This window comes from Hymenobacter mellowenesis (genome assembly GCF_030581005.1).
Taxonomy (GTDB): domain Bacteria; phylum Bacteroidota; class Bacteroidia; order Cytophagales; family Hymenobacteraceae; genus Hymenobacter; species Hymenobacter mellowenesis.
This window is the reverse complement of sequence record NZ_JAUQSX010000009.1, coordinates 85434-105251: the sequence shown is the minus strand read 5'-3', so window position 1 is coordinate 105251 and position 19818 is coordinate 85434. Positions and strand designations below refer to the sequence as shown.

The window sequence follows — 19818 nt, the reverse complement described above, 5'->3', positions numbered from 1 at the left end:
GGGCGGCAGTCTGCTCTTCAACAAGTTACATGTCACTGACTGAATTCGCTTTTTGGGGGTGGGCGCTGCTCCTAGGTGGCGCCGGGCAATCGGGCGGCCAAGCCCCGCCAACGCCGGCAGGCCAGCCCCGCCACCTATTAGCCGAGCCACCGCTGGGACGGCTGGACGCGGCCGAACAGGCCAGCCTGCTGGCGGCCGTGCAGGTGGCCATTTTGCTGCCCTGGGGCACACCCGTGCCCGCCGACACCAGCCACTTGGTGGTGCAGTTTGTGCCCGATAGGTCGGGTTACATAACCGAAGCCCGCGTGGTGCGCGGGCTGGGGCCGGCCGCAAACGAGGCCGTGCTGTCGGCCCTGCGCCAGCAACACCTCGCCCCCGAGCTGCGCAACGGCCGCTATGTTCGTGTGGCCTACCGGCTCGCCATTCGGGCGCCCGGGGTAGGCACGGCCGCCCAGCGCCGCGAGGCCATCACCCGCTGGCACCGCATGGCCACCCGCCGGCCGGGCGAGCCCGATTCGGCCTTCGTGCGGCGCGTGCTGCCGGTTGCTTACGCCGGGCACGACGGCCACCTGCTGGCCCATGCCTGGCGGCCCAGCCCCTACGGCCGGCAGCTGTTTTTCAGCCGCCGGAGCGAGGATGGAGACGGCACCGACGTGTTCGTGCTCGACCCCTACCGGCCCGCCACCTACGCCGTGCAGGTGCTGCCGCTGAACAACCGCGGCAGCCTGCCCAACTACCTGGCGGCCGTCTTCTTTGTCGATGCCACCGCCGATGGCCGCCCGGAGCTGCTGGCGCTGTTGAACAACTACGTGTACGAGCGCGACAAGGAAAGCGGCGCAGGCGGCCATGCCACCCACTATTATACCGATGTCTGGCAATACATTTCTCCCGGCCCCGACGGGCGGCCCCGCTACCGGCACGGTACCGCGCCGCGCTACCTCAAGGAGCTGCCCACAGCCGCCGCGGTGCGCCGGGCGCTGGCCCGGCACCAGCGGCATAAAGCAGCGTTGCGGAAGTAAGCAGGTCGGCACGCGTGTAGCCCCTCACCCCTGGTCCCTTTTCGGAGAGGGGCCAGGGGTGAGGGGCTCGCGTCAACGGAAGGACTCAGTCCGGCCGCTCGTTCAAATCCACCTTCGTCTTCTTATTAATGGAGATGAACACGCCCACGAACAGCATGCGCGGGGCGCCGGGCGTCACGGCGGCACTGCGGAGCTGGCCGCTGGCGTCGGGCTGGGCGGCGAAGGTATAGCCGTACACATTCTGGCGGCCCAGCACGTTGGAGGCCGACACGTAGACGATGGTGAACTGTCCGAACCAGTGCGTGAGGTAGCTCGCGTTCAAACTCAAATCCTGGTAGGCGGGCAGGCGGCTCTGGTTGTAGCCGGGTAAGTTGGGGTCGTTGTAAGCGCGGGGCGAGCCGTAGGCGTAGGTGAAGCCCAGCTGGGTGTGCAGCTGCTGAATCCAGTACTTGCCCACCACGCTCAGGTTGTGCCGGGCCACGAAGGTGGGCACGGCCACCACCGGGTCGGTGCGGAACTGGCGGCGCGTGTCCACAAAGCCGTAGCTCACCCAGTAATCGGCCTTTTTGAAGGTGGTGCGGTCCCGAAATATCACGTCCAGGCCCCGGGCGTAGCCGCTGCCGGCGTTTTGGTAGGTGGCGGGGTTGAAAGGCTGGGCGGCGCTGAAGGTGGTGAGCTGGGCGTAGTTCTTCTGGTAGATTTCGGCGCGCAGGGTGCGGTCCTGCACCTGTCGCTGGTAGGTGAGCATATAATGCTCGGCCCGCTCAAACTGCAGGGCGTGGCTGATGCGGAGCAGGTCGGTGGTGGGCGTTTGGTAGAAGTAGCCCCACGCGGCGGAGAGCTGGCTATTGGCGCCGGTTTTGTAGGCCAGCCCCAGGCGCGGCGCGGCATTGAAACGCCCCAGCAGCGCCGAATACTCGGTGCGCAGGCCGGCGCGGGCGGCCAGGTGGCGGCTCAGCACCAAGTCGCTTTCGGCGAAGGCGGCGCCGCGCTGCTCGTTCACGGCCAGTTCGCGGGTGGGCGCTTCGGCCGAGGCCTGGTACTGCTGGCGGTAGCGCTGGGCGTAGCCCTCGAAGCCCACTTTCAGGTTGAACCAGGTGCTGGCCGAGTCGTTGGTGAGCACCAGCCGGGCCACGGCGGAGCGGTCGAGGTCGCGCACGGTCTGCACGTCGGGCCGGATGCGGTTGTCGTCCTGCGTGAGGGCCAGTCCGGTGTTCAGGCTCCAGCCGCGGCGCAGCGGGGCGCGGTAGCTGGTGTTGAGGTAGAAGTTGTCGTTGGCCAGGTCCACGGGATGGCCGGCTTCGAAGCCGGGGTTGGCGTCGGGCTGGCGCAGGGCCAGGCGTTGGCTAGCGTAGGTGCCGTACACTTTCAGCATGCCGGCCTCCCCTACTTGGTGGGCCACTTTAAGGGTGCCGCCCAGGCTCTGCGGGGCCTTTTCCCAGCCAAAGGTTTGGGGCACGAGGTTGAAGTACGGGGCCAGGTTGGTGTAGTCGGCGCTCACGGCCAGGCTGGTGCGGTCCCAACGCCGGGTGCGGGCCAGGCTGCCGCCCACGCTCATCACCGACACGCTGGTCATGGTTTCGGGGGCCAGGTCGGTCGAATTCAGGGCCACCACGGCGCTCAGGGCCTGCCCGTACTCGGCCGAGTAGCCGCCGGTGGTGAACACGGTGCCTTTGAAGAGGAAGGGCGAAAACCGGCCCCGCGAGGCCACGTTGGGCACGGCGCTGCCGTAGGGCGTTTGCACGGGCAGGCCGTCGAGGTAAGTTTTGGTTTCCGAAGCGGCCCCGCCGCGCACGAAGAGCTGGCCGGTTTCGCCCACCCGCGTGGTGCCGGGCAGCGCGTTCAGGGCCCCGGCAATGTCGCCGAGCGCGCCGGCCGTCGTCACGATGTCCAGGGGCTTGAGCACGGCGCTGCGCTTCTCGTCGCTGGCTTCGAAGGCGCCGGCCGTCACCACCACGTCGCCGAGGGCGGCGCGGCTGGCTTTCAGCCGCAGGCTGGGCAGGCTCAAGGGGCCGGCGCCCAGCGTCACGGGCAGTTCCAGCGGCTCGTAGCCGATGAAGGTGGCCACCAGCACGGCAGGCCCGGCGGCGCGGTCGGTGCCGAAGGCGAAGCGGCCCAGCGAGTCGGTGCTGGCCCCGTCGAAGGTCGTTTTCAGAAATACGTTCACACCGGGCAGGGGCTGGCCGTCGGCGTCGCGGACCACGCCAGTGAGGTGGGTTGCCGGATTGGTGGGTTGGTGGGTTTCGGCGGGTGCGGTTTGGGCCTGCACGGCGGCGGAGGCGGTGCTCAGCAGCAAGAGCAACGGGAGGAGCGAAGTTTTCATGGGAGCCAGCGGCTAGTTGATGGCTCAAAGGTGCCGGGCCGGGCGGCGGGGCGAAAATGCCTGTTGCCGAAGCGTCGGATGCGGCGGATGAACCGTCGATGAGGCCGACGGAACGGGTGGGCCACTATATTTATAAGCAGGCACGCAACCAAATGCCCATGTCCGGCCTCTTCGCTACCGACCCTTCCCTGCCCTACCTCGCCATGCGCTTTCGAACCTTGCTCACCTACCTCAGCCTGCTCCCGCTGAGCGCCTGCACCAAGTCGTGCAACGACTACGACAACAACGAAGAATTTGCTCGCGCCCAACTGCCGGCCTACACCGAAACCGGGGCCAATACGCTGGGCTGCGTGCTGGGCGCGCAGAAGTGGACCGTGCTGGGCAGCCAAAACTCACCTAGCCCCCTCGGGAGTGGCTGGCGGCCCAACGTGCTGCAAGTATATGGGGGCTCCTCGGTGCCGCCGCTGCTCGAAGTACGCGGGACGATGAGCGGCGTGCGCAACAGCGAGGTGTTTTACGACCGTGAAATCGCCCTCACGTTTCTGCTTTCCGATACCCTGGGCGGCCTGCGCCTGCTGGGAGAAGACACCGTGCGAACCCGCCCCGGCCACTACCGCGAGTACATGGAAGCCCTCGACCTGATTCCGTACGTGGGCTACCACAGCAGCGCCCGCCGCCCAGTGCGCCTGCTCATCCGCAAGCTCGACCGGCAGCGACGCACCGTGAGCGGCACATTTGCCGGAATGCTCTACGGCGGCAGCCTCAGCGGCCACGATTCGCTGGCCGTCACCGACGGCCGGTTCGACGTGAAATATTAGCCACTGGCCCAGTTTATGCCCATGCCGGCACCTGCCCGTTGGCCGCACCGTGCCTTTCCTCCGTACTACTGTCCGGGTAACTCTGGCTTTGTTGCTGCGTTGCCCGTATTTGTTCGCTTCACACTCACCTCATTCGCCCGCTGCGTAGTTTACGGCACCCCGATACCTGCTTCATGACTGATTCTTCTGCGCCCATCGATTACCAGTCGCTATTCCGCCATTTGCCCGGCTCCTACCTGCTGCTGGCGCCCGATGGCACCGTGCTCGACAACTCCGACGAGCACGTGACTGTGTCGATGCTGCCGCGCGAGCAGGCCGTGGGCCGCAACCTCTTCGAAGCTTTTCCGTCGGCTCCCGAGAGCCAGCGCGACCTGGCCGCCTCGCACGAGCAGGTGCGCCGCACCCTGCGCCCCGACACCATGCCCCTGCTGCGCTACGACTTGGAGCGCCCTGCCGAACTGGGCGGCGGCACCGAGGAACGGTACTGGCAGCTCACCCACTACCCCATTCTTGATGCCAACGGCCAGTTGCAGTTCATCCTGCAGATTCCGCAGGACGTGACCGACCAGCACCGGGCCACCACCCAGGCCGCCGAGGCCCGGCAGGCCCTCGACGAATCACGCAACCGCACCCAGTTCATTCTCGAAAGCCTGCCCGTGCTGGTGTGGACCAACCGCCCCGACGGCACCCCCGACTACTTCAACCCCCGCTGGCTGGAATTCACGGGCAAGACCCAGGCCGAGATGCTGGCCGTCGACTGGAACTCCCTCACCCACCCCGACGACCGCCCCGGCCTGGTGGCAGGCTGGCAAAAAGCCCTGGCCGACGGCACGCTCTTTCAATACGAGTACCGCCTGCGCCGCCACGACGGCCAGTACCGCTGGCTGCTCATCCGCAGCTCGCCCCGGCGCGACGCCAGCGGCCGCATCACCATGTGGGTGGGCGCCGCCAACGACATCCACGAGCAGCGCCAGATGGTGCAGGAACTGCTGGGCGCCAACGAAACCCAGGCCGCCTTGGCCGAGCAGGCCTACCAAACCTACCAGCGGGCCGAAACCCAGCGCGCCACCTACCAGAACCTGTTCATGCAGGCGCCGGCCATGATTTGCATCCTGCGCGGCCCCGAGCACACCTACGAATTCGTGAACCCGCTCTACCAGCAGGTGTTTCCGCACCGCGAGCTGCTGGGCCGCACCGTGGCCGAGGCCTTGCCCGAAGTAAAAGACCAGGGCATCATCGAGCTGCTCGACAAGGTGTACCAGACCGGCGAAACTTTCCACGCCCACGAGCTGCCCCTGCAGCTGGAACGCGACGCCAGCCAGCAGCTTACCACTTCGTACTTTAACTTTACTTACCAGCAGTTTCAGGAGCAGGGCCAGCCGGCCGGCATCATGGTGTTTGCCTACGAAGTCACCGACTTCGTGCGCGCCCGCCAGGCCTTGGAACGGCTGCGCGAACAGGGTCCCGACTCCGGCGGGCTGCCGCTGGCGTAGCCGACCTATTTTTCCCTTTTGCTGGTTTCTACTTCGAATTTTTCTCTCTTCTAATGGCTCTTACTTCCTTCGACTTTCAGCAGGCCCGCGTAAAGCTGGTGTTGTTTAAGTCGCGGCTGCGCTCGGTGCTCTACGGGGTGCGCGAGGCCGAGCCAAGTCTTTTTTCGGTGGCCGACAACCCTGTGGGCCAGTGGGTGCGCACCTCGCTCCGCCCCGAGCTGGGCACCCGCCCCGAAGTGCGCGAGCTGGAGGTGGTGCTCCAGCACATGCTGAGCACCGGCGAAACCCTGGCCAACCGCTACCAGCGCGGCCAGATTGAGGAGGCCCGCGCCGGCCTCGACCAGGTGAACGCCTACGCCGACCAGATGGAGGCCCTACTCCAGGCCCTGGAGCGCGGCTACTCCGCCGCTGCTTAACTGCCCGGCGCCTTCGGACGGCGCTCCTTACTTTTACGCTTCGACCCGGTTTTGCTAACCGCTACTCTGCTTTATGCCTGCTTCGACTGCTTCCGATTCTTCCGTTGATTATCAGCGCCTGTTCCGCTCCCTACCGGACAATTTTCTGCTGATGAAGCCCGATGCCACCATCGTCGACAATACCGACGGCCACGTGGCCGTGTCGCTGAAATCGCGCGAGGAAGCCGTGGGCCGGTCCATGTTCGACGCCTACCCGTCCGTCGACCAGAACCAGGGCGACATCATTGCCGCCTCGCACGAGCACGTGCGCCAGCACCTGCAACCCCACGCCATGCCCGTCATCCGCTACGACCTGGCCCGGCCCGCTGAGCAGGGCGGCGGCTTCGAGGAATTGTACTGGCAGGCCACGCACTACCCCCTGCTCGACGAGCAGGGTCACCTCGAATACATCCTGCAGCGCACCCAGAACATCACGGAGCAATACCGCGCCGCTCAGGCCGCCGAGCGCGCCCAGGCCGCCCTGGCCGAGTCGCAGGACCGTACCCGCTTCGTGCTCGAAAACCTGCCCGTCCTTATCTGGACCGCCACGGCCGATGGCAACCGTGACTTCTTCAACTCGCGCTGGCTGGCCTTCACCGGCCGCACCGCCGAGGAGCAAACGGGCGAGCAGTGGAGCACCAGCATCCACCCCGACGACCGGGAGCGGGTGATGGCCACCTGGAGAAAATCCGTGGAAACCGGTGAGCTGTACCAGGTAGAATACCGCCTGCGCCGCCACGACGGCCAGTACCGCTGGATATTGGTGCGGGCCACGCCCCGGCGCGACGCCCAAGGCGCCATCAACCTGTGGGTGGGCGGGGCCACCGACATCCACGAGCAGCGCCAGATGGTGCAGGAGCTGCTGGAGGCCAACGAAACCCAGGCCGTGCTGGCCGAGCAGGCCTACCAGCTCTACCAAAAAGCCGAAGGCCAGCGCGAAACCTACTACCAGCTGTTCATGCAGGCGCCGGCCATGATTTGCATCCTGCGCGGTCCCGAGCACCGCTACGAGTTCGTGAACCCCAACTACCAACTGCTGTTTCCGCACCGCGAGCTGCTGGGCCACACCGTGGCCGAAGTGCTGCCCGAAGTAAAAGACCAGGGCATCATCGACATCCTCGACAACGTATACCAAACCGGCGAAACCTTCCGCGGCAACGAGATGCTGATGCAGCTCGAGCGCGACGCCAGCAAGGCCCTCAAAGACACCTACTTCAACTTCATCTACCAGCAGTTCCGCGAGAACGACCAGCCCGCTGGCATCCTGGTATTTGCCTACGAAGTCACGGATTTGGTACTGGCCCGGCAGGCCCTCGAGCGCCTCAGCGGCAGCATCGGCCACTAGGCCGGCGCTGCATTGTGGCCCAATTATGGCTTAGCCCGCCTGCTTCTCTCTTCCAGTTCTGCTTACCCCTCCCCGCATGGCCCTCACCTCATTCGACTTTCAGCAAGCCCGCGTCAAGCAGGTGTTGTTTAAGTCGCGGCTGCGCTCGGTGCTCTACGGGGTGCGTGAGGCCGAGCCGGCCCTCTTTTCGCTGCGCGAAAACCCGCTGGGCCAGTGGCTGCAAACCTCGGTGAAGCCCACCCTGGGCAGCCAGCCCGAAGTGCGCGAAATTGAGCGCGTGCTCCAGCAAATGCTTACCACCGGCCAGGATTTGGTGACGCGCTACACCCGCGGCCACATCGAAGAGTCGCGCGCCGGCCTCGACCAAATCAACACCTTCGCCGACCATATTGAAGTCCTGCTGACTCGTCTGGAAACGGGCGCGGCGCTGGCATAGCCGGTCATTTTTTCAGGTTTGCCAGCAAGAACTTCAGCCCCCAGCCAATTACGACGGTCATGCAGAGCGCAGCGAAGCATCTTTACCGCCGCCACTAATCATTTTTTGATTGCGTTGCGCGGTAAAGATGCTTCGCTGCGCTCTGCATGACGGGCCATTTGCTCCTGCTTCCCTTCTGTGCGTTCCTACAAATTGAACAGCGTCGCCGCGTTGCGCGTGGTGGCTTCTGCTACTTCGGCCACGTCCTTGCCCAGCAGCTCGGCCACGCGGCGCAGCACCAGCGGCAGGTAGGCGGGCTCGTTGCGCTTGCCGCGGTGCGGCACTGGCGCCAGGTAGGGGCAGTCGGTTTCCAGCAGCAGGTGTTCCATGCCAATGCCCGGCAGCACCTTATCGGCCCCGCCATTCTTGAACGTGGCCACGCCCCCAATGCCCAGCATGAAGCCTAACTTGATGGCCTGCTCGGCCTCGGCGGGCGTGCCCGAGAAGCAGTGAAACACGCCGCGCAGGGTGCCGTCCTGCGCCGCTTCCACCAGGGCCACGGTTTCGGCAAAGGCCTCGCGGGTGTGCAGCACGATGGGCAGCTTGTGCTTCTTGGCCATTTCGAGTTGGATTTTCAGCGCTTCCTGCTGCTCGGCCAGCAGCGTTTTATCCCAGTACAAATCGAGGCCGCACTCGCCCACAGCCGCGAAAGGCCGGCGCCCTAGCCAGGTTTCCACTTCGTACAGGTCCTGCTCGAAGCTGCGCGTGACGGAGCACGGGTGCAGGCCCATCATGGCGAAGCAGGTTTCGGGCGCCTGGGCTTCGAGCTCCATCATGGCGTCGATGCTGCTGTGGTCCACGTTGGGCATCACGATGGTGCGCACGCCGGCTTCCTGGGCCCGGCGCAGGGCGTCGAGACGGTCTGGCTTGAACTGTTCGGAGTAGAGATGGGCGTGCGAGTCGGTGATGTGCATTTCGTTGAGTTATCAGGAATCTGAAAATAGAGCACAAAAGAACGTCATGCTGAGCGCAGCCGAAGCATCTCTACCGCGCAACTAATCCAATCGACAGGAATTACTGCTGCGGTAGAGATGTCTCGGCTGCGCTCGACATGACGTTCTTTCTATTTCTTCATTTCACTCATACCGCCGCCCCTTCCACACCACCGCCCCGCCAAAAACCTGGAAGCCGATGATGCTAAAAGTGAGCGCCAGCGTGTAAAATTCGAACAGCGGCAGCAGCCACCAATGCAGCCGCAGCCCCGCCCGGCGGTGCCCCAGATACGCCAGCGTACCCTGCACCAGCACTTTGCCAGCCCAAACGGCTAGCGCTGGCCCCACTCCGGCCACCCACGCCAGCCCCACCAGTGCCGGCCAGAAACCGCTGAAGACCAGCAGTTGCAAACGCAGCCGCAGCGGCAGGGCCTCTACTCCGCGCAGCCAGCGGCGACGCTGCTTCAGCAAAGCGGCCCAGCTCGGCATGGGGAGGGAATCGGCCCGCGCTTCGGCGCTGAATACGTGCCGGAAGCCAAAACCGCGCGCCACGGCCGCCTGGAATAGGGCGAAATCCTCGGTCACGGAGAAGGGCAGCGCCTCGTAGCCGCCAGTGGCCTCGTAGGCGGCGCGGGTCACGAGCATATTGTTGCCCATGGCCGTTACGGGCCGGCCCTGCTCGCTCACCACCTGCACCAGACTCAGCGACAGTAGCCAGTCGATGCCCTGCAGCTGATGAAACAGCCGCGGCCCGCGCACCGCTGTGATGCCCGTGACGGTGCCCACGCCCGGCGCCGCATGCTCCAGCAACGCCTCTATCCAGCTGGCCGGCAGGTGGATGTCGGCGTCGGTGATGAAGAAATACTCCGTAGTGGCGTGGCGCGCCAAGTGGGCCAGCACGTTGGCTTTGCCCCGGGCCTCGCCTAGGTTGTCGGTGATGGGAATTACCCGAAAACTGCTCACAAAGCCCTGCATGGCGGCCTCGGCCACGGCGGCGGTGCGGTCGGTGCTGGCGTCGTCGCCCACTAGAATTTCGAGCAGCTCGGCGGGATAATTCAACTGCCGAAGGCTGGCCAGGCAGCGCGGCAGGGCCAGTTCCTCATCGCGAGCCGCAATGAGAATGCTCACGCGGGGCAACGGCTGGGGCAGCAGGCCGGCCAGCTGGGCGCCGCGCCGCGTGGCAAAGCGCCAGGTAGCATAGGCCAGACTGCCCAGCCACAGCAGCAAAAAAGCCAGCAGCAACCCACTCACGGCGCCAGAAACTGAAAGCCCCGCTCGGCAAAGTGGGCCAGCACCCGCGGCAGCACGAAGCGCAGCCGGGCACTGGCCTTGCGGCTGTCGTGAAACACGATTACATCGCCGGGCTGCACGGCCGCCAGCGTGTAGCGCAGGCAGTCCTCGGGGTGCAGGGTGGGGTCGTAATCGCGGGTGAGCACCGACCACATTATTACCCGGTAATCCTTTTGCAGCCGTGGCAAAAGGGGCCACGTCAGCCGGCCGTGGGGCGGGCGGAAGAGTGGCGCAACAGCCGCCTCCGATACTTTTGAAGTGGCAGGCAGCAACTGACCAAGGGTGTGCTGGCACTCGGCCACGTCCGCCAGGTAGTCGGCGCGCGACTGGCTCCAGGCGCTGCGGTGGCGCTGGGTGTGGTTGCCGAGGCGGTGGCCGGCAGCCAAGGCGGCTCGGGCAATGTCGGGGTGGCGGCCCAGGTTCTCGCCCACGCAGAAAAAGGCCGCCTGGGCGTTGTATTGCGCCAGTTGTTCCAGCACCCAGGGCGTTTCTTCGGGAATGGGGCCGTCGTCGAAGGTCAGGTACAGCGTGGTGGCGCCGGCGGGCGTGGCGGCCGGGCCGGTCCACTCGCAGCCGGGCAGCAGGGCGTGCAGCAGTTTAGGCGGCCGGGTCAGCAAAGCCGCTTCGAGCTGGGAACCCAGCCGCATCAGGAACGCACGATGTGCATGAAGGGCACTTCCGTATCGGGCAACGGGCCCAGCACGGCGGCCAGCACCGCCAGGAAAGCGGCGGCCGTATCGGACTGGCCGGCAGCCGGGCCGCGGCCCAGGTGGCGGTGCGTTTCGCCGGCCCACTCGCCTATCTGAGTGGGGGCACCGGCGGGGCAGCTCAGGCCCAGCGTGGCTTCCAGGGTGAAGTAACGGGGGCGTTTTTCCTCGGCTTCGGTTTCGGGCTCGTCATCTTCCTCGTACACCAGGGCCGAAAAATAAGCTTCCATCGTGGCCTGGGGCGCCGGCAGATGGAACAAAGCCGTGGCGCGGCCGGCCACTTCGTGCCAGCTCAGGCGCAGGCCTTTGGGCGCAATTTTATCGGCGGCCGGCAGGTTTTCGGCCGCTTTTTCCCACACGTATTGCAGCAGCTCCCGCGCCAGGTAAGGGTCGCTCAGCTCGCGGCGCACCGAAGCAGGGCGGCGCCAGGCCAGCTGCGGCAGCAGCACGTGGGTGAAGTTGTAGGAATGCAGACGCGCCATAAAGAGCTACAAAAGTAACCACGACGCTTCGCTTAATGAAGTCTTGTCATTGCTTCAGCTCCGCTCGCAATGGCAAGACTTTATTTGCCCCCAATCGCCTTTTCCACTGCCTCCCACAGCACCTCCGCGCTGCGGGCCCACGAGAAGCGCGCCAAGTTCTGCTGCCCCTGAACCACCAGCTGCTGGCGCACGCCGGCATTTTCCCACAGGCGGGCCAGCCCGACGGCAATGCTTTCCGGCGCGTGCGGGTCGACCAGTTCGGCACCGCCCTCTCCGGCCACTTCGGGCATGGAGCTTACCTGGGACGTAAGCACCGGACAGCCGCTGGCCTGCGCCTCCACAATAGGAATACCAAAACCCTCAAAATAAGGCACGTACACCGCAGCCAGCGCCGCTGCATACAGCCCTGCCAGCTCGGCATCGGCCACGCGGCCGGTGAAGTGCACGGCATTCTGGTGGCGCATTTGCTGATAGGCCTCCAGAATGGGACCAGCTTTCCAGGCCTTGCGACCTACGATGAGCAACTGCGCCGCCGAGGCTTCCGGGCCGCCCTGGGCTTTGAACAAGTCGAAGGCGCGCAACAGGTTGCCGAGGTTTTTACGCGGTTGAAGGGCGCCTACAAACAAAAAATATGGCTGCCCGTGGCTGAACCGGCGCCGGATTTCGCGCTGCGCTTCCTCGGACTGGGGCTGAAACAGCTCGGCGGGCGCATTGTAGGCCACGCTGATTTTATCGGGTTTGATGCTGTACGTCTGCACGATATCTGCCTTGGTGGCTTCCGACACCGCCACCAGTTGCGCCGAGGCCCGGGCGAAGCGGGGCATAAACCAGTGGTAGTATTTGCGTTGCAACAAACCCACATCGAGCGGAAAATGCTCGAACGCCAGGTCGTGAATGACCGTGACGCGCGGCACGCTGGTGGCCAGCGTGGTGAAGCCATCTAGGCTCAGAAACGCCGCTGGGCGGTGCCGGGCCAGCCACAGCGCTACGGCGCCCTCAAACCACGCCACGAACAGAAATGGGTGCCGCGCCGGCGGCAGCAGCACGTGCGGCACCACGTTGGGCCCGAACAAGTAACGCTTATCAAAAGCCCGGTCGAAGAGGAAGTGAAACGTCACGTCCGGGTGCTGGGCTATCAGCCGGCTCAGCGTTTCGTAGCTAAAGCGGCCGATGCCCTCCAGGTGCGCGCCCGGCAGCAGAAAACGGGTATTGACGGCGATGTGCAGCGGGGCGGTTGAGGTCATATTTTGGAATTACAAGAACGTCATGTCGAGCGCAGCCGAGACATCTCGCGTGCCGAAGTAATCAAATTGATGAAAAGAATTAGTGCTGGCACGCGAGATGTCTCGGCTGCGCTCGACATGACGTTCTTATCCCTCTAACTCTTTCCCGTCAAGCTCATAATTTCCTTCCTTCGCACCAGCCCCGTGCCCAGCACAATCAGCCCAAACACCACGGCCATCACGCCCGCTTCCAGCCACCAGCTGAGATAGAGGCCGTATTGCAGGCCGGCCCAGGCGCCGCAGAGCAGCCCAAACGCCAGCAGCAGCCGGGCCAGCAGCCGCCCGGGCACGCCCACGCCGGTGCGCCGCGCCACCAGCACCAGGTAGCCCACCGACACGGCCAAGGCGCACAGCAGCGTGTCGAGCGAGGCGGCAATGGCGCCGTAGCGCGGCAGCAAAAACAGGTTCAGGCCGATGTTGAGGAAGATGCTCAGGGCCACCAGCCAGCTCACGGCGCGCTCGTGGGTGGTGCTGGTGAGCAACGTGCTATAGATGGCAAAGAAGGCGTGCACCAGCACATTGACGAATAGAATTTTCAAACACAAGGTCATCCGGGCTACCTCGGCCGGGGTGCTGTGGCTGAACTGCCAGAACACTACTTCACCCCGAAACAGCACGAAGGCGACGATGAAAAGCATAGGCAGCGTGACGATGCGCTGCCCGAACATGAGTAGTTGGCGCTGGGCACTGGCATCCTTCGGCACGCTGGCGAATTTGGCAAAAAACAGCGGCAGCACCGTCCAGGCGTACATCATCACGGCATCGACCCAGCGGTAGGCACCGGCGTAGTAGCCGGCCTCGGTGGGCGAGGCCAAGCGTTCGAGCATCACCATGTCGATACGCTCATTCACGCCGTACAGCAGCGTCATGAGGGCGAAGGGCAGGCTGGCGCGCAGGGCCGTGCGGGCCACGGGGCCCTGCCAGCGGTAGCGCACGCGGCCAAACAGGCGCGTCATCAGCCCATAAGTGAGCACGGCGGTGAAGGCCGCCGCAGCCAGCCGGGCACCCACGTAGTTGGGCAGCGTGAGGCCGATGGGCAGCAGCACGAGCACGGCCCCCAGAAGCACAAATTTTTCGAGCACCGAGAGCACAGCGTCGGTGTTGAATTTCTGGTGGGCCTGCAGGGTGCCGCGCAAAAACTGCCCGTACTGGGCCAGCAGCAGGGCCCCGCCCACGGCTCCGAGCAGCAGCAGCTCGTTGCCGCGGTAGCCCAGCACCCAGCCCACGGCCAGCATGGCGGCCAGCGCCACAAAGTTGAGCGCCCCGCGCAGGGGCAGCAGCGTGGGAAAGGTTTCGGCCATGAAGCGGGGCTCGGCGGCCACGCGCTGCACGGCGTAGGGCGTGAGGCCGAGGTCGGACAGCGCGGCCACCACCAGCGTGAGCGCCGACAGGGCCGTGACCAGCCCGAACGTGGCGTGCCCGAGCCGGTCCTGCACCAGGTTTTCGACCACCACCCAGCCGGGTTTCACCAGCAGGTTGAGCAGGACGACGAAGCTAATATTACCAAAAAACCGTTTGATGCCGACGAGGTAACTAAGGGCGGGAAAGGATAACCGACGCGTTGCGCCGGGTTTGCAAATCTACGCAACGCACCGGCCCAACCGCATGGCGTGCCGGACGGGGCCATTTTCCGGCTATCTTTGCCTGCCGCCTTCCCGCCCCTTCCCTCCCATTTAAAAGAACGAGCGCAGGCGCCTTCTTTTCTGTATGTCTGCACCTTCTTTCTCGCTGGTGGGCCTGGGGCCCATTATCAACCGCTGGAAAAACCTCGTGGCCGGGGCCGTGGTCCTGGCCGCCGTCGTGAGCATTGTGGTGGCGCTGCTGCTGCCCAACATCTACCGCTCCACCGCCATTTTCATCCCCACCAACCCGCAAACGGCTGACCCTGACCGCCTGCTGGAAGAAAACGGCCAGTCGCGCAACAAGCTGGAGCTCGGCGGCCGGGCCGAAGACCTGGACCGCGCCATCACCATCGGCGAGTCGCAGCCGGTGGCCGAACTGCTCATCAAAAAATTTGGCCTCTACAAGCACTACGAGGCCGGCGCGCCCGGCGACGACGTGGCCGACAACTACGTGCTCAAGGAATTTACCGATAACCTGTCCATCGTGCACAACGAGCGCGACGCCATCGAGCTCACGTTCATGGACAAGGACAAAAACCTGGCCGCCCAGATTGCCAACACCCTAGTGCAGGTCATCGACTCGGTGAACCAGCAGCTCACCCTGGAAAACCGCCAGAAAGTGCGCGACCTCTACCGTAGCCGCTACGAATACCTGAGCACCAGCTTCGAGCGCAGCCGCCAGGAACTGGTGGGCGCCCGCAAGCACTACGGCATCTTCGGCCTCGAAATGCAGGGCCGCTACATGGTGAAGCAGCTCATCGAAACCGAGGCGGCCCTGCGCAAGGCCGAAGCCAGCGGCGGCGACGTGGCCGGCCTCCGGCGCGCCCTGCGCGGCCTCACCAAGGCCGACGGCGGCAACCTCATCAACCTGGAGCGCTACGTGCAGGGTACCGACTCGCTGAGCATGTTCACCACCCGCGTGGCCGATTTGCAGGCCCGCCTCATCTCGGCCCGCTCGGCTTTTGAAACGGCTGAGCTGAGCTTGAAAGGGCATCTTTCGAGCGTCTACCTGGTGCAGAAGGCCTACCCGGCCACCAAGAAAATCAAGCCCGTGCGCTGGCTTATTGTGGTGGGCTCGGTGGCGCTGACGTTTGTGCTGTCGGTGATTTTCATTGCCCTGCTGGAATTGTACCGCCGCAACCGGCCCAGTGCCGCCCGCCCGGCGTGAACCCGTCCGTAACCAACCTCTGGCAACGGCTCCGGCAGTCTTTCGACGGTCCGCAGCTGCTGTTTATGGCCTTTGTGGGCCTGCTGCTGGTGGGCGGCGCGGCGGCGGCGCTCACGCGCCTGCCGGCCCTGCTGCTGCCGGCGGCCCTGGCCGTGGCCCTGCTGGTGGTGCTGGTGGAATGGCGCTGGATTTATTACCTGCTGTTTTTCCTGCTGCCGTTTTCGGAAGAAATCAGCCTGTTTGGCGGCCTGAGCATGGACGTGCCTTCCGAGCCACTTATGCTGGCCCTCACGGGGTGCGTGGGGGCGGCGCTGCTGCTGGGCACCGGCCACATTCCGCGCCGCGAGTGGCTCCATCCGCTGCTCATCATCCTGGGCCTGATGCTGCTCTGGACGGCCGTCGATGCGTTTTTCTCGGTCGATACGCTCAAATCCTTTAAGTACCTGCTGGCCAAGGTGTGGTACCTCACGCCGTTTGTGCTGGGCACGCTGCTCATTGTGCGCCGACCGGCCGATTCCTGGCGTTTCGCGGCCTTTTACGCCACCGGGGCTTGCCTGAGCGTGGTGTACGTGGTGACCCGGCACGCCACCAAGGGCTTTGATTTCGAGCACATTAACTGGGCACTGCGGCCTTTTTTCCGCAACCACGTCATTTATGCCACCATGCTGGCGCTGCTTGTTCCGTTTTGCTGGTTTGCGATGCGGGCCGCCACCAAGGCCGGCCCCCGGCTGGCCTGGCGGGTGGCGTTGGGCCTGCTGCTGTTTGGGCTGGTCACGTCCTACACGCGGGCCTCGATGCTGTCGCTGCCCATTGCGGCCCTCTACTACGTGGTGATGCGCCTACGTTTCACCAAGGTGGTGCTGTTGGTCGTGGCCGTGGTCACGGCTTTTGGCGTGGTCCACATCACCACCGGCGACAACTACATGGAATTCGCGCCCAACTTCGAGCGCACCATTTTCAACGGCAAGAACTTCGAGAAACACCTCGAAGCCACCTACAAAATGCAGGACGTATCGGGCATGGAACGGGTGTACCGCTGGGTGGCCGCCGCTCGCATGATTGCCGATAAGCCCATTGTGGGCAGTGGTGCGGCCACGTTCTACCCCGAATACAAGCGCTACACTATCAAGAGCTTCCGTACGTACGTGAGCGATAATCCCGAGAAATCGACCACCCACAACTACTTCCTGCTGCAGCTGGCCGAGCAAGGCATTCCCGGCTTTTTGCTTTTCCTGGTCTTCATCGCCTCGGCACTTCTCAAGGCCGAAAGCCTCTACCACCGTTCCCGCCACCACCCCGAAGTGCGCCGCGTGATACTCGGGGCCACCATGTCGTTCGTCGTCATCGTCTTCCACCTCACCCTAAACGAGTTGGTGGAAGCCGACAAGATTGGGCCGGTGTTTTTCATCTGCCTAGCCTTGCTCATTCGCTGCGAAAGCTGGCTGGCGGACGCTTCGCTTAATGAGAGATAAGGGATAAGAAAAAGGGATTACCGGGCATTTACCTTATCCCCTACTTAAATCGGCAACTGAGAATCGTCACGTCGTCGGCAAACTGGGCATTGTGGGCGCTGAAGGCGTTGATGCTACGCAACAGTTCCTGGTGCAGCTTATGCAGGGGCAGGTAGCGGCTGCGGTGCAGCACCTGCAGCACACCCTCTTCGCCAAACTCATTGCCGGCGGCATCGAACACTTCGGTCAGGCCATCGGTGTAGAGCAGCAGAAGGGACTGACGCGGAATTTCGATTTCGCCCACGCGTATCATCGGCAGCTCTTCCATGATGCCGAGCATGACGGTGCCGTGTTTCAGCGGCTCCACGGTGCCGTTGTCGCGCAACAGCAGCGGGTCGTTGTGGCCGGCGTTCACGTACTGCAGACGGCGGGTGCGGCGGTCGTAGATGCCGAGGAAGGCCGTAATAAATTTCTCGCCGCCTGAGTTGCGGAATAGCAAGTGGTTGAGCTCGGGCACGATGGTGGCCAGCTCCACGCCCTGGCGCAGCAGCGTGCGCAGCCCGGCCTGGAAGTTCGACATCAGCAGCGAAGCTGGCACGCCCTTGCCGCTCACGTCGGCCACGCACAGCAGCAAGCGGTGCGGGTCGATTTCGACCACGTCGTAGTAGTCGCCGCCGATTTCGGTGTGGGGCACGTAGCTGCGCTCAATGGCCAGGTGCGCGTCGTTGGGCAGGCTGCGCGGGAAAAGCATGGCCTGCACTTCCTGGGCAATTTCGATTTCCTTGCGCACGGCGGCATCGGCCACGCGCTGGGCCTGCAGGCGGCGGTTTTCCACGGCTCCAATCAGGGTGTTGGCCAATGAGCCGAGGAAGGGAATGAGCTGCTGGCGGTCGAAATCGGTGCGCAGACCGCCCACAAACACATAGGCCGCCACCTGCTTCTGGCGCAGCACGGGTATCACCAGTTCGTACCGGTCCCAGGCCGGGCCGAGGTGCAGGTCTTCCACGGCTTGCAACTGCGTGACGCCACCCTCGCGCAGGTGTTGGCTGAGCACCAGCTTTTCGGCCTCGGCCAGGTCGCAGCCCAGGGCCACGCGGGCCTGAAAGCCGTGGTCTTCGCGGGCCAGCAGCAGCAGCTGCACCACGTTGCGCTGGCCTTGCAGGGTGAGGCGCAGCATATGGTAGAGCTCGTCGACGGTGTGGTCGCGGGCCGTCATGTCGTGGGCCACGCCGAGCACCGTATCCAGCTCGAACTGCTTGAGCAGCAGCTGGCGGCGCAGCTGTTTTATCTGGTCGTCGCGGTGCGCGACCTGGGCGGCGAGCGCATCGGCCAAGGGCTCAGCGGGAGAAAGTGGAACAGAAGCCATGCAGCAAGGTAAGCAGCCCGTATGAATCGCGCATGAAATGCGAACGGGGCTACAAACTTAAGCAGCCACCGGCGTTTTGGGGTCGTAGGCGTCGCGCAAGCCATTGCCCAGCAAATTAAAGCTGAGCACGAGCAGCGAAATGGCCGTTCCGGGCAGCAGCGTGAGCCACAGGCCGGCCTCGGTGCCCAGCAGGTCGTAGCCCTCCTTCACCATGAGTCCCCAGCTGGGCGCCGGCGGCTGCACGCCCAACCCGAGGAAGCTCAGGCCGGCTTCGAGCAGAATGGCCGCCGCAAAATTACTGGTGGCCAGCACAATGAGCGGCCCGCGCATATTGGGCAACAGATGTTTGGCAATGAGCCGCCAGGTGGGCAGCCCTAGCACCCGGCCGGCCTCCACAAAGGTGGCCGAGCGCAGGCTCAGCATCTGGCCGCGCACCACGCGGGCCACGTCCACCCACATGGTGAGGCCCACGGCCACGAAGCTGACCCACACGCCTTTGCTATCGAGCGCCAGCGAAATGGCAATAACCAGCATAATGCCCGGAATGCTCCACACCACCGTCATCAGCCCCAACAGCAGCGAATCGACCCAGCCGCCGAAGTAGCCGGCCACGGCGCCCACGGCCATGCCCAGCGCCAGCGAAATAAGCACCGCTACCAGCCCGATGCCCAGCGAAATGCGCGTGCCCAGCAGCAGCCGGCTCAGCTCGTCGCGCCCGGCTTTGTCGGTCCCCAGCACGTAGCTGCGCACAATGACGTGCTTGTCCTTTATTTCCTGCCGCAGCACGCCGGGCTCACCGGCGTGGCCCGTCACGGCTGAGAGCGCCAGGCGGCGCGGGCGGCCCGCTTCGGCGGAGTGCTGGCCCAAGGGTTTGAGGATGATGGAATCGCCTGAGAATTCGTAGCCGCCGATAGGGGTTTCCTGCACGTCAGGCTCGCGGCCGTGCAGCCAGGTGGCGAAGAGGTTATCGGCGCGCTCGTTGTTGCGGGCCGAATCGGGCAGGGGCTGGCGCAGCAGCTGCACGCGCAGGCCGGGCCGCTCCTTTTGGATTTGCACGAAGCCGTGGCTGGCGTTGGGCGAGTTGTCGGGCAGCACCCAGTAGCCCAGCAGCGCCACCAGCGTGCACAGCGCAATAAAGGCCAGGCCGGCCACGGCGGGCCGGTTTTGCCACAGGCGCTGGCGCACGTAATAGCCCGGCGGCCGGGCGGCGGCCGTCGTGACAGGAGGAGCTGCGGAAACTGCCGTGGCCACGGCTAGCGGGTATTGTGCTGCAGCAGGCCTTCCTTCGAGGCCAGGTAGGACGCATCGCGGGCAATGGCGCCGAAGGACGTGGTTTCGTAGGCCAGCTCGGTATCCACGTCGGGCCAGTAGCTGCGGATGAGGCCCTGCTCCAGCAGGCTGCGGAGCTGCTCTTCGAGTTCGGCGGCGGGCAGACCGGTTTTCTGGAGCAAGGTGCGGAACGGGGTGACGAAGTACAGCTCGTCGAGCAGGTCGAATTCGGGGTCAGTCACGGGCGGGCAATCAGGCGGGATGGGTTTGGGACAAATGTAAGCCCCGCAAAGGCTCTGCGCTCAGCCGGGGCGGACGGC

General features: G+C 64.8%; 18 protein-coding genes. 8 read left to right on the top strand and 10 right to left on the bottom strand.

Going from position 1 to position 19818, the window contains the following annotated elements; all coding sequences use genetic code 11:
• Window positions 1–29 precede the first annotated feature (29 nt).
• The gene (locus tag Q5H92_RS17115) at window positions 30–1019 is read left to right on the top strand and encodes an energy transducer TonB (protein WP_305012769.1); all 990 of its coding nucleotides are present in this window, start codon (window positions 30–32) and stop codon (window positions 1017–1019) included.
• A gap of 85 nt (window positions 1020–1104) precedes the next feature.
• Here the strand turns inward: Q5H92_RS17115 and Q5H92_RS17110 are convergent, their stop codons facing one another.
• Entirely contained in the window at window positions 1105–3342 is a 2238-nt protein-coding gene (locus Q5H92_RS17110; protein ID WP_305012768.1) for a TonB-dependent receptor, read from the bottom strand.
• Between the two features lie 158 nt (window positions 3343–3500).
• On the opposite strand from Q5H92_RS17110, the gene Q5H92_RS17105 reads away from it, so the two are divergent.
• The 5 genes from Q5H92_RS17105 to Q5H92_RS17085 all read left to right on the top strand — a co-directional run bounded on the left by Q5H92_RS17105 (window position 3501) and on the right by Q5H92_RS17085 (window position 7889).
• Complete coding sequence (locus Q5H92_RS17105; protein WP_305012767.1) at window positions 3501–4160, top strand: Riean_0653 family protein; 660 nt, start codon at window positions 3501–3503, stop codon at window positions 4158–4160.
• A gap of 173 nt (window positions 4161–4333) precedes the next feature.
• The gene (locus Q5H92_RS17100; protein ID WP_305012766.1) at window positions 4334–5653 is read left to right on the top strand and encodes a PAS domain-containing protein; all 1320 of its coding nucleotides are present in this window, start codon (window positions 4334–4336) and stop codon (window positions 5651–5653) included.
• A 53-nt stretch (window positions 5654–5706) separates the two neighbouring features.
• Window positions 5707–6069, top strand: a complete 363-nt coding sequence (locus tag Q5H92_RS17095) for a hypothetical protein (protein ID WP_305012765.1) — start codon at window positions 5707–5709, stop codon at window positions 6067–6069.
• A 73-nt stretch (window positions 6070–6142) separates the two neighbouring features.
• Window positions 6143–7453, top strand: coding sequence for a PAS domain-containing protein (locus tag Q5H92_RS17090; protein ID WP_305012764.1), 1311 nt, complete (start codon window positions 6143–6145; stop codon window positions 7451–7453).
• 76 nt (window positions 7454–7529) lie between these two features.
• The gene (locus tag Q5H92_RS17085) at window positions 7530–7889 is read left to right on the top strand and encodes a hypothetical protein (protein WP_305012763.1); all 360 of its coding nucleotides are present in this window, start codon (window positions 7530–7532) and stop codon (window positions 7887–7889) included.
• 185 nt (window positions 7890–8074) lie between these two features.
• Here Q5H92_RS17085 and Q5H92_RS17080 read toward each other — a convergent pair whose 3' ends face one another.
• The 6 genes from Q5H92_RS17080 to Q5H92_RS17055 form a co-directional block, all read right to left on the bottom strand.
• Entirely contained in the window at window positions 8075–8842 is a 768-nt protein-coding gene (locus tag Q5H92_RS17080) for a TatD family hydrolase (protein WP_305012762.1), read from the bottom strand.
• 162 nt (window positions 8843–9004) lie between these two features.
• A complete protein-coding gene (locus Q5H92_RS17075; protein WP_305012761.1) occupies window positions 9005–10111 on the bottom strand; it encodes a glycosyltransferase in 1107 nt (368 codons plus the stop codon).
• Window positions 10108–10797 carry a polysaccharide deacetylase family protein gene (locus Q5H92_RS17070; RefSeq protein WP_305012760.1) on the bottom strand — a complete coding sequence of 230 codons (690 nt, stop codon included), beginning with the start codon at window positions 10795–10797 and terminating at the stop codon, window positions 10108–10110. Before Q5H92_RS17070 ends, Q5H92_RS17075 begins: the two co-directional genes overlap by 4 nt.
• Window positions 10797–11339 carry a hypothetical protein gene (locus tag Q5H92_RS17065; protein ID WP_305012759.1) on the bottom strand — a complete coding sequence of 181 codons (543 nt, stop codon included), beginning with the start codon at window positions 11337–11339 and terminating at the stop codon, window positions 10797–10799. The genes Q5H92_RS17070 and Q5H92_RS17065 overlap by 1 nt, the downstream gene beginning before the upstream one ends.
• Before the next feature lie 80 nt (window positions 11340–11419).
• Entirely contained in the window at window positions 11420–12583 is a 1164-nt protein-coding gene (locus tag Q5H92_RS17060) for a glycosyltransferase family 4 protein (RefSeq protein ID WP_305012758.1), read from the bottom strand.
• A 134-nt stretch (window positions 12584–12717) separates the two neighbouring features.
• Window positions 12718–14121, bottom strand: coding sequence for an oligosaccharide flippase family protein (locus Q5H92_RS17055; protein WP_305012932.1), 1404 nt, complete (start codon window positions 14119–14121; stop codon window positions 12718–12720).
• Window positions 14122–14329: 208 nt separating this feature from the next.
• Between Q5H92_RS17055 and Q5H92_RS17050 the strand changes: the two genes are divergently transcribed.
• Window positions 14330–15412 (top strand): GumC domain-containing protein, encoded by a 1083-nt coding sequence (locus Q5H92_RS17050; protein WP_305012757.1) that lies wholly within the window; start codon window positions 14330–14332, stop codon window positions 15410–15412.
• Window positions 15409–16884 (top strand): O-antigen ligase family protein, encoded by a 1476-nt coding sequence (locus tag Q5H92_RS17045; RefSeq protein WP_305012756.1) that lies wholly within the window; start codon window positions 15409–15411, stop codon window positions 16882–16884. Before Q5H92_RS17050 ends, Q5H92_RS17045 begins: the two co-directional genes overlap by 4 nt.
• Before the next feature lie 40 nt (window positions 16885–16924).
• On the opposite strand, the gene Q5H92_RS17040 is transcribed toward Q5H92_RS17045, so the two are convergent.
• Genes Q5H92_RS17040 through Q5H92_RS17030 form a run of 3 tightly spaced genes read right to left on the bottom strand, consistent with a single transcriptional unit; the run spans window position 16925 to window position 19740 of the window.
• The gene (locus Q5H92_RS17040) at window positions 16925–18229 is read right to left on the bottom strand and encodes a PP2C family protein-serine/threonine phosphatase (RefSeq protein WP_305012755.1); all 1305 of its coding nucleotides are present in this window, start codon (window positions 18227–18229) and stop codon (window positions 16925–16927) included.
• Window positions 18230–18286: 57 nt separating this feature from the next.
• Window positions 18287–19480: an ABC transporter permease gene (locus Q5H92_RS17035; RefSeq protein WP_305012754.1), complete on the bottom strand. Its 1194-nt coding sequence runs from the start codon at window positions 19478–19480 to the stop codon at window positions 18287–18289.
• Between the two features lie 2 nt (window positions 19481–19482).
• A complete protein-coding gene (locus Q5H92_RS17030; RefSeq protein WP_305012753.1) occupies window positions 19483–19740 on the bottom strand; it encodes a hypothetical protein in 258 nt (85 codons plus the stop codon).
• Window positions 19741–19818 lie beyond the last annotated feature (78 nt).

What these genes read in the sequence shown, in the direction of transcription:
- Q5H92_RS17115 (WP_305012769.1), top strand. Translation starts at nt 30, where the DNA reads ATGTCACTGACTGAATTCGCTTTTTGGGGGTGGGCGCTGCTCCTAGGT.
- Q5H92_RS17110 (WP_305012768.1), bottom strand. Translation starts at nt 3,342, where the DNA reads ATGAAAACTTCGCTCCTCCCGTTGCTCTTGCTGCTGAGCACCGCCTCC.
- Q5H92_RS17105 (WP_305012767.1), top strand. Translation starts at nt 3,501, where the DNA reads ATGTCCGGCCTCTTCGCTACCGACCCTTCCCTGCCCTACCTCGCCATG.
- Q5H92_RS17100 (WP_305012766.1), top strand. Translation starts at nt 4,334, where the DNA reads ATGACTGATTCTTCTGCGCCCATCGATTACCAGTCGCTATTCCGCCAT.
- Q5H92_RS17095 (WP_305012765.1), top strand. Translation starts at nt 5,707, where the DNA reads ATGGCTCTTACTTCCTTCGACTTTCAGCAGGCCCGCGTAAAGCTGGTG.
- Q5H92_RS17090 (WP_305012764.1), top strand. Translation starts at nt 6,143, where the DNA reads ATGCCTGCTTCGACTGCTTCCGATTCTTCCGTTGATTATCAGCGCCTG.
- Q5H92_RS17085 (WP_305012763.1), top strand. Translation starts at nt 7,530, where the DNA reads ATGGCCCTCACCTCATTCGACTTTCAGCAAGCCCGCGTCAAGCAGGTG.
- Q5H92_RS17080 (WP_305012762.1), bottom strand. Translation starts at nt 8,842, where the DNA reads ATGCACATCACCGACTCGCACGCCCATCTCTACTCCGAACAGTTCAAG.
- Q5H92_RS17070 (WP_305012760.1), bottom strand. Translation starts at nt 10,797, where the DNA reads ATGCGGCTGGGTTCCCAGCTCGAAGCGGCTTTGCTGACCCGGCCGCCT.
- Q5H92_RS17065 (WP_305012759.1), bottom strand. Translation starts at nt 11,339, where the DNA reads ATGGCGCGTCTGCATTCCTACAACTTCACCCACGTGCTGCTGCCGCAG.
- Q5H92_RS17060 (WP_305012758.1), bottom strand. Translation starts at nt 12,583, where the DNA reads ATGACCTCAACCGCCCCGCTGCACATCGCCGTCAATACCCGTTTTCTG.
- Q5H92_RS17050 (WP_305012757.1), top strand. Translation starts at nt 14,330, where the DNA reads ATGTCTGCACCTTCTTTCTCGCTGGTGGGCCTGGGGCCCATTATCAAC.
- Q5H92_RS17040 (WP_305012755.1), bottom strand. Translation starts at nt 18,229, where the DNA reads ATGGCTTCTGTTCCACTTTCTCCCGCTGAGCCCTTGGCCGATGCGCTC.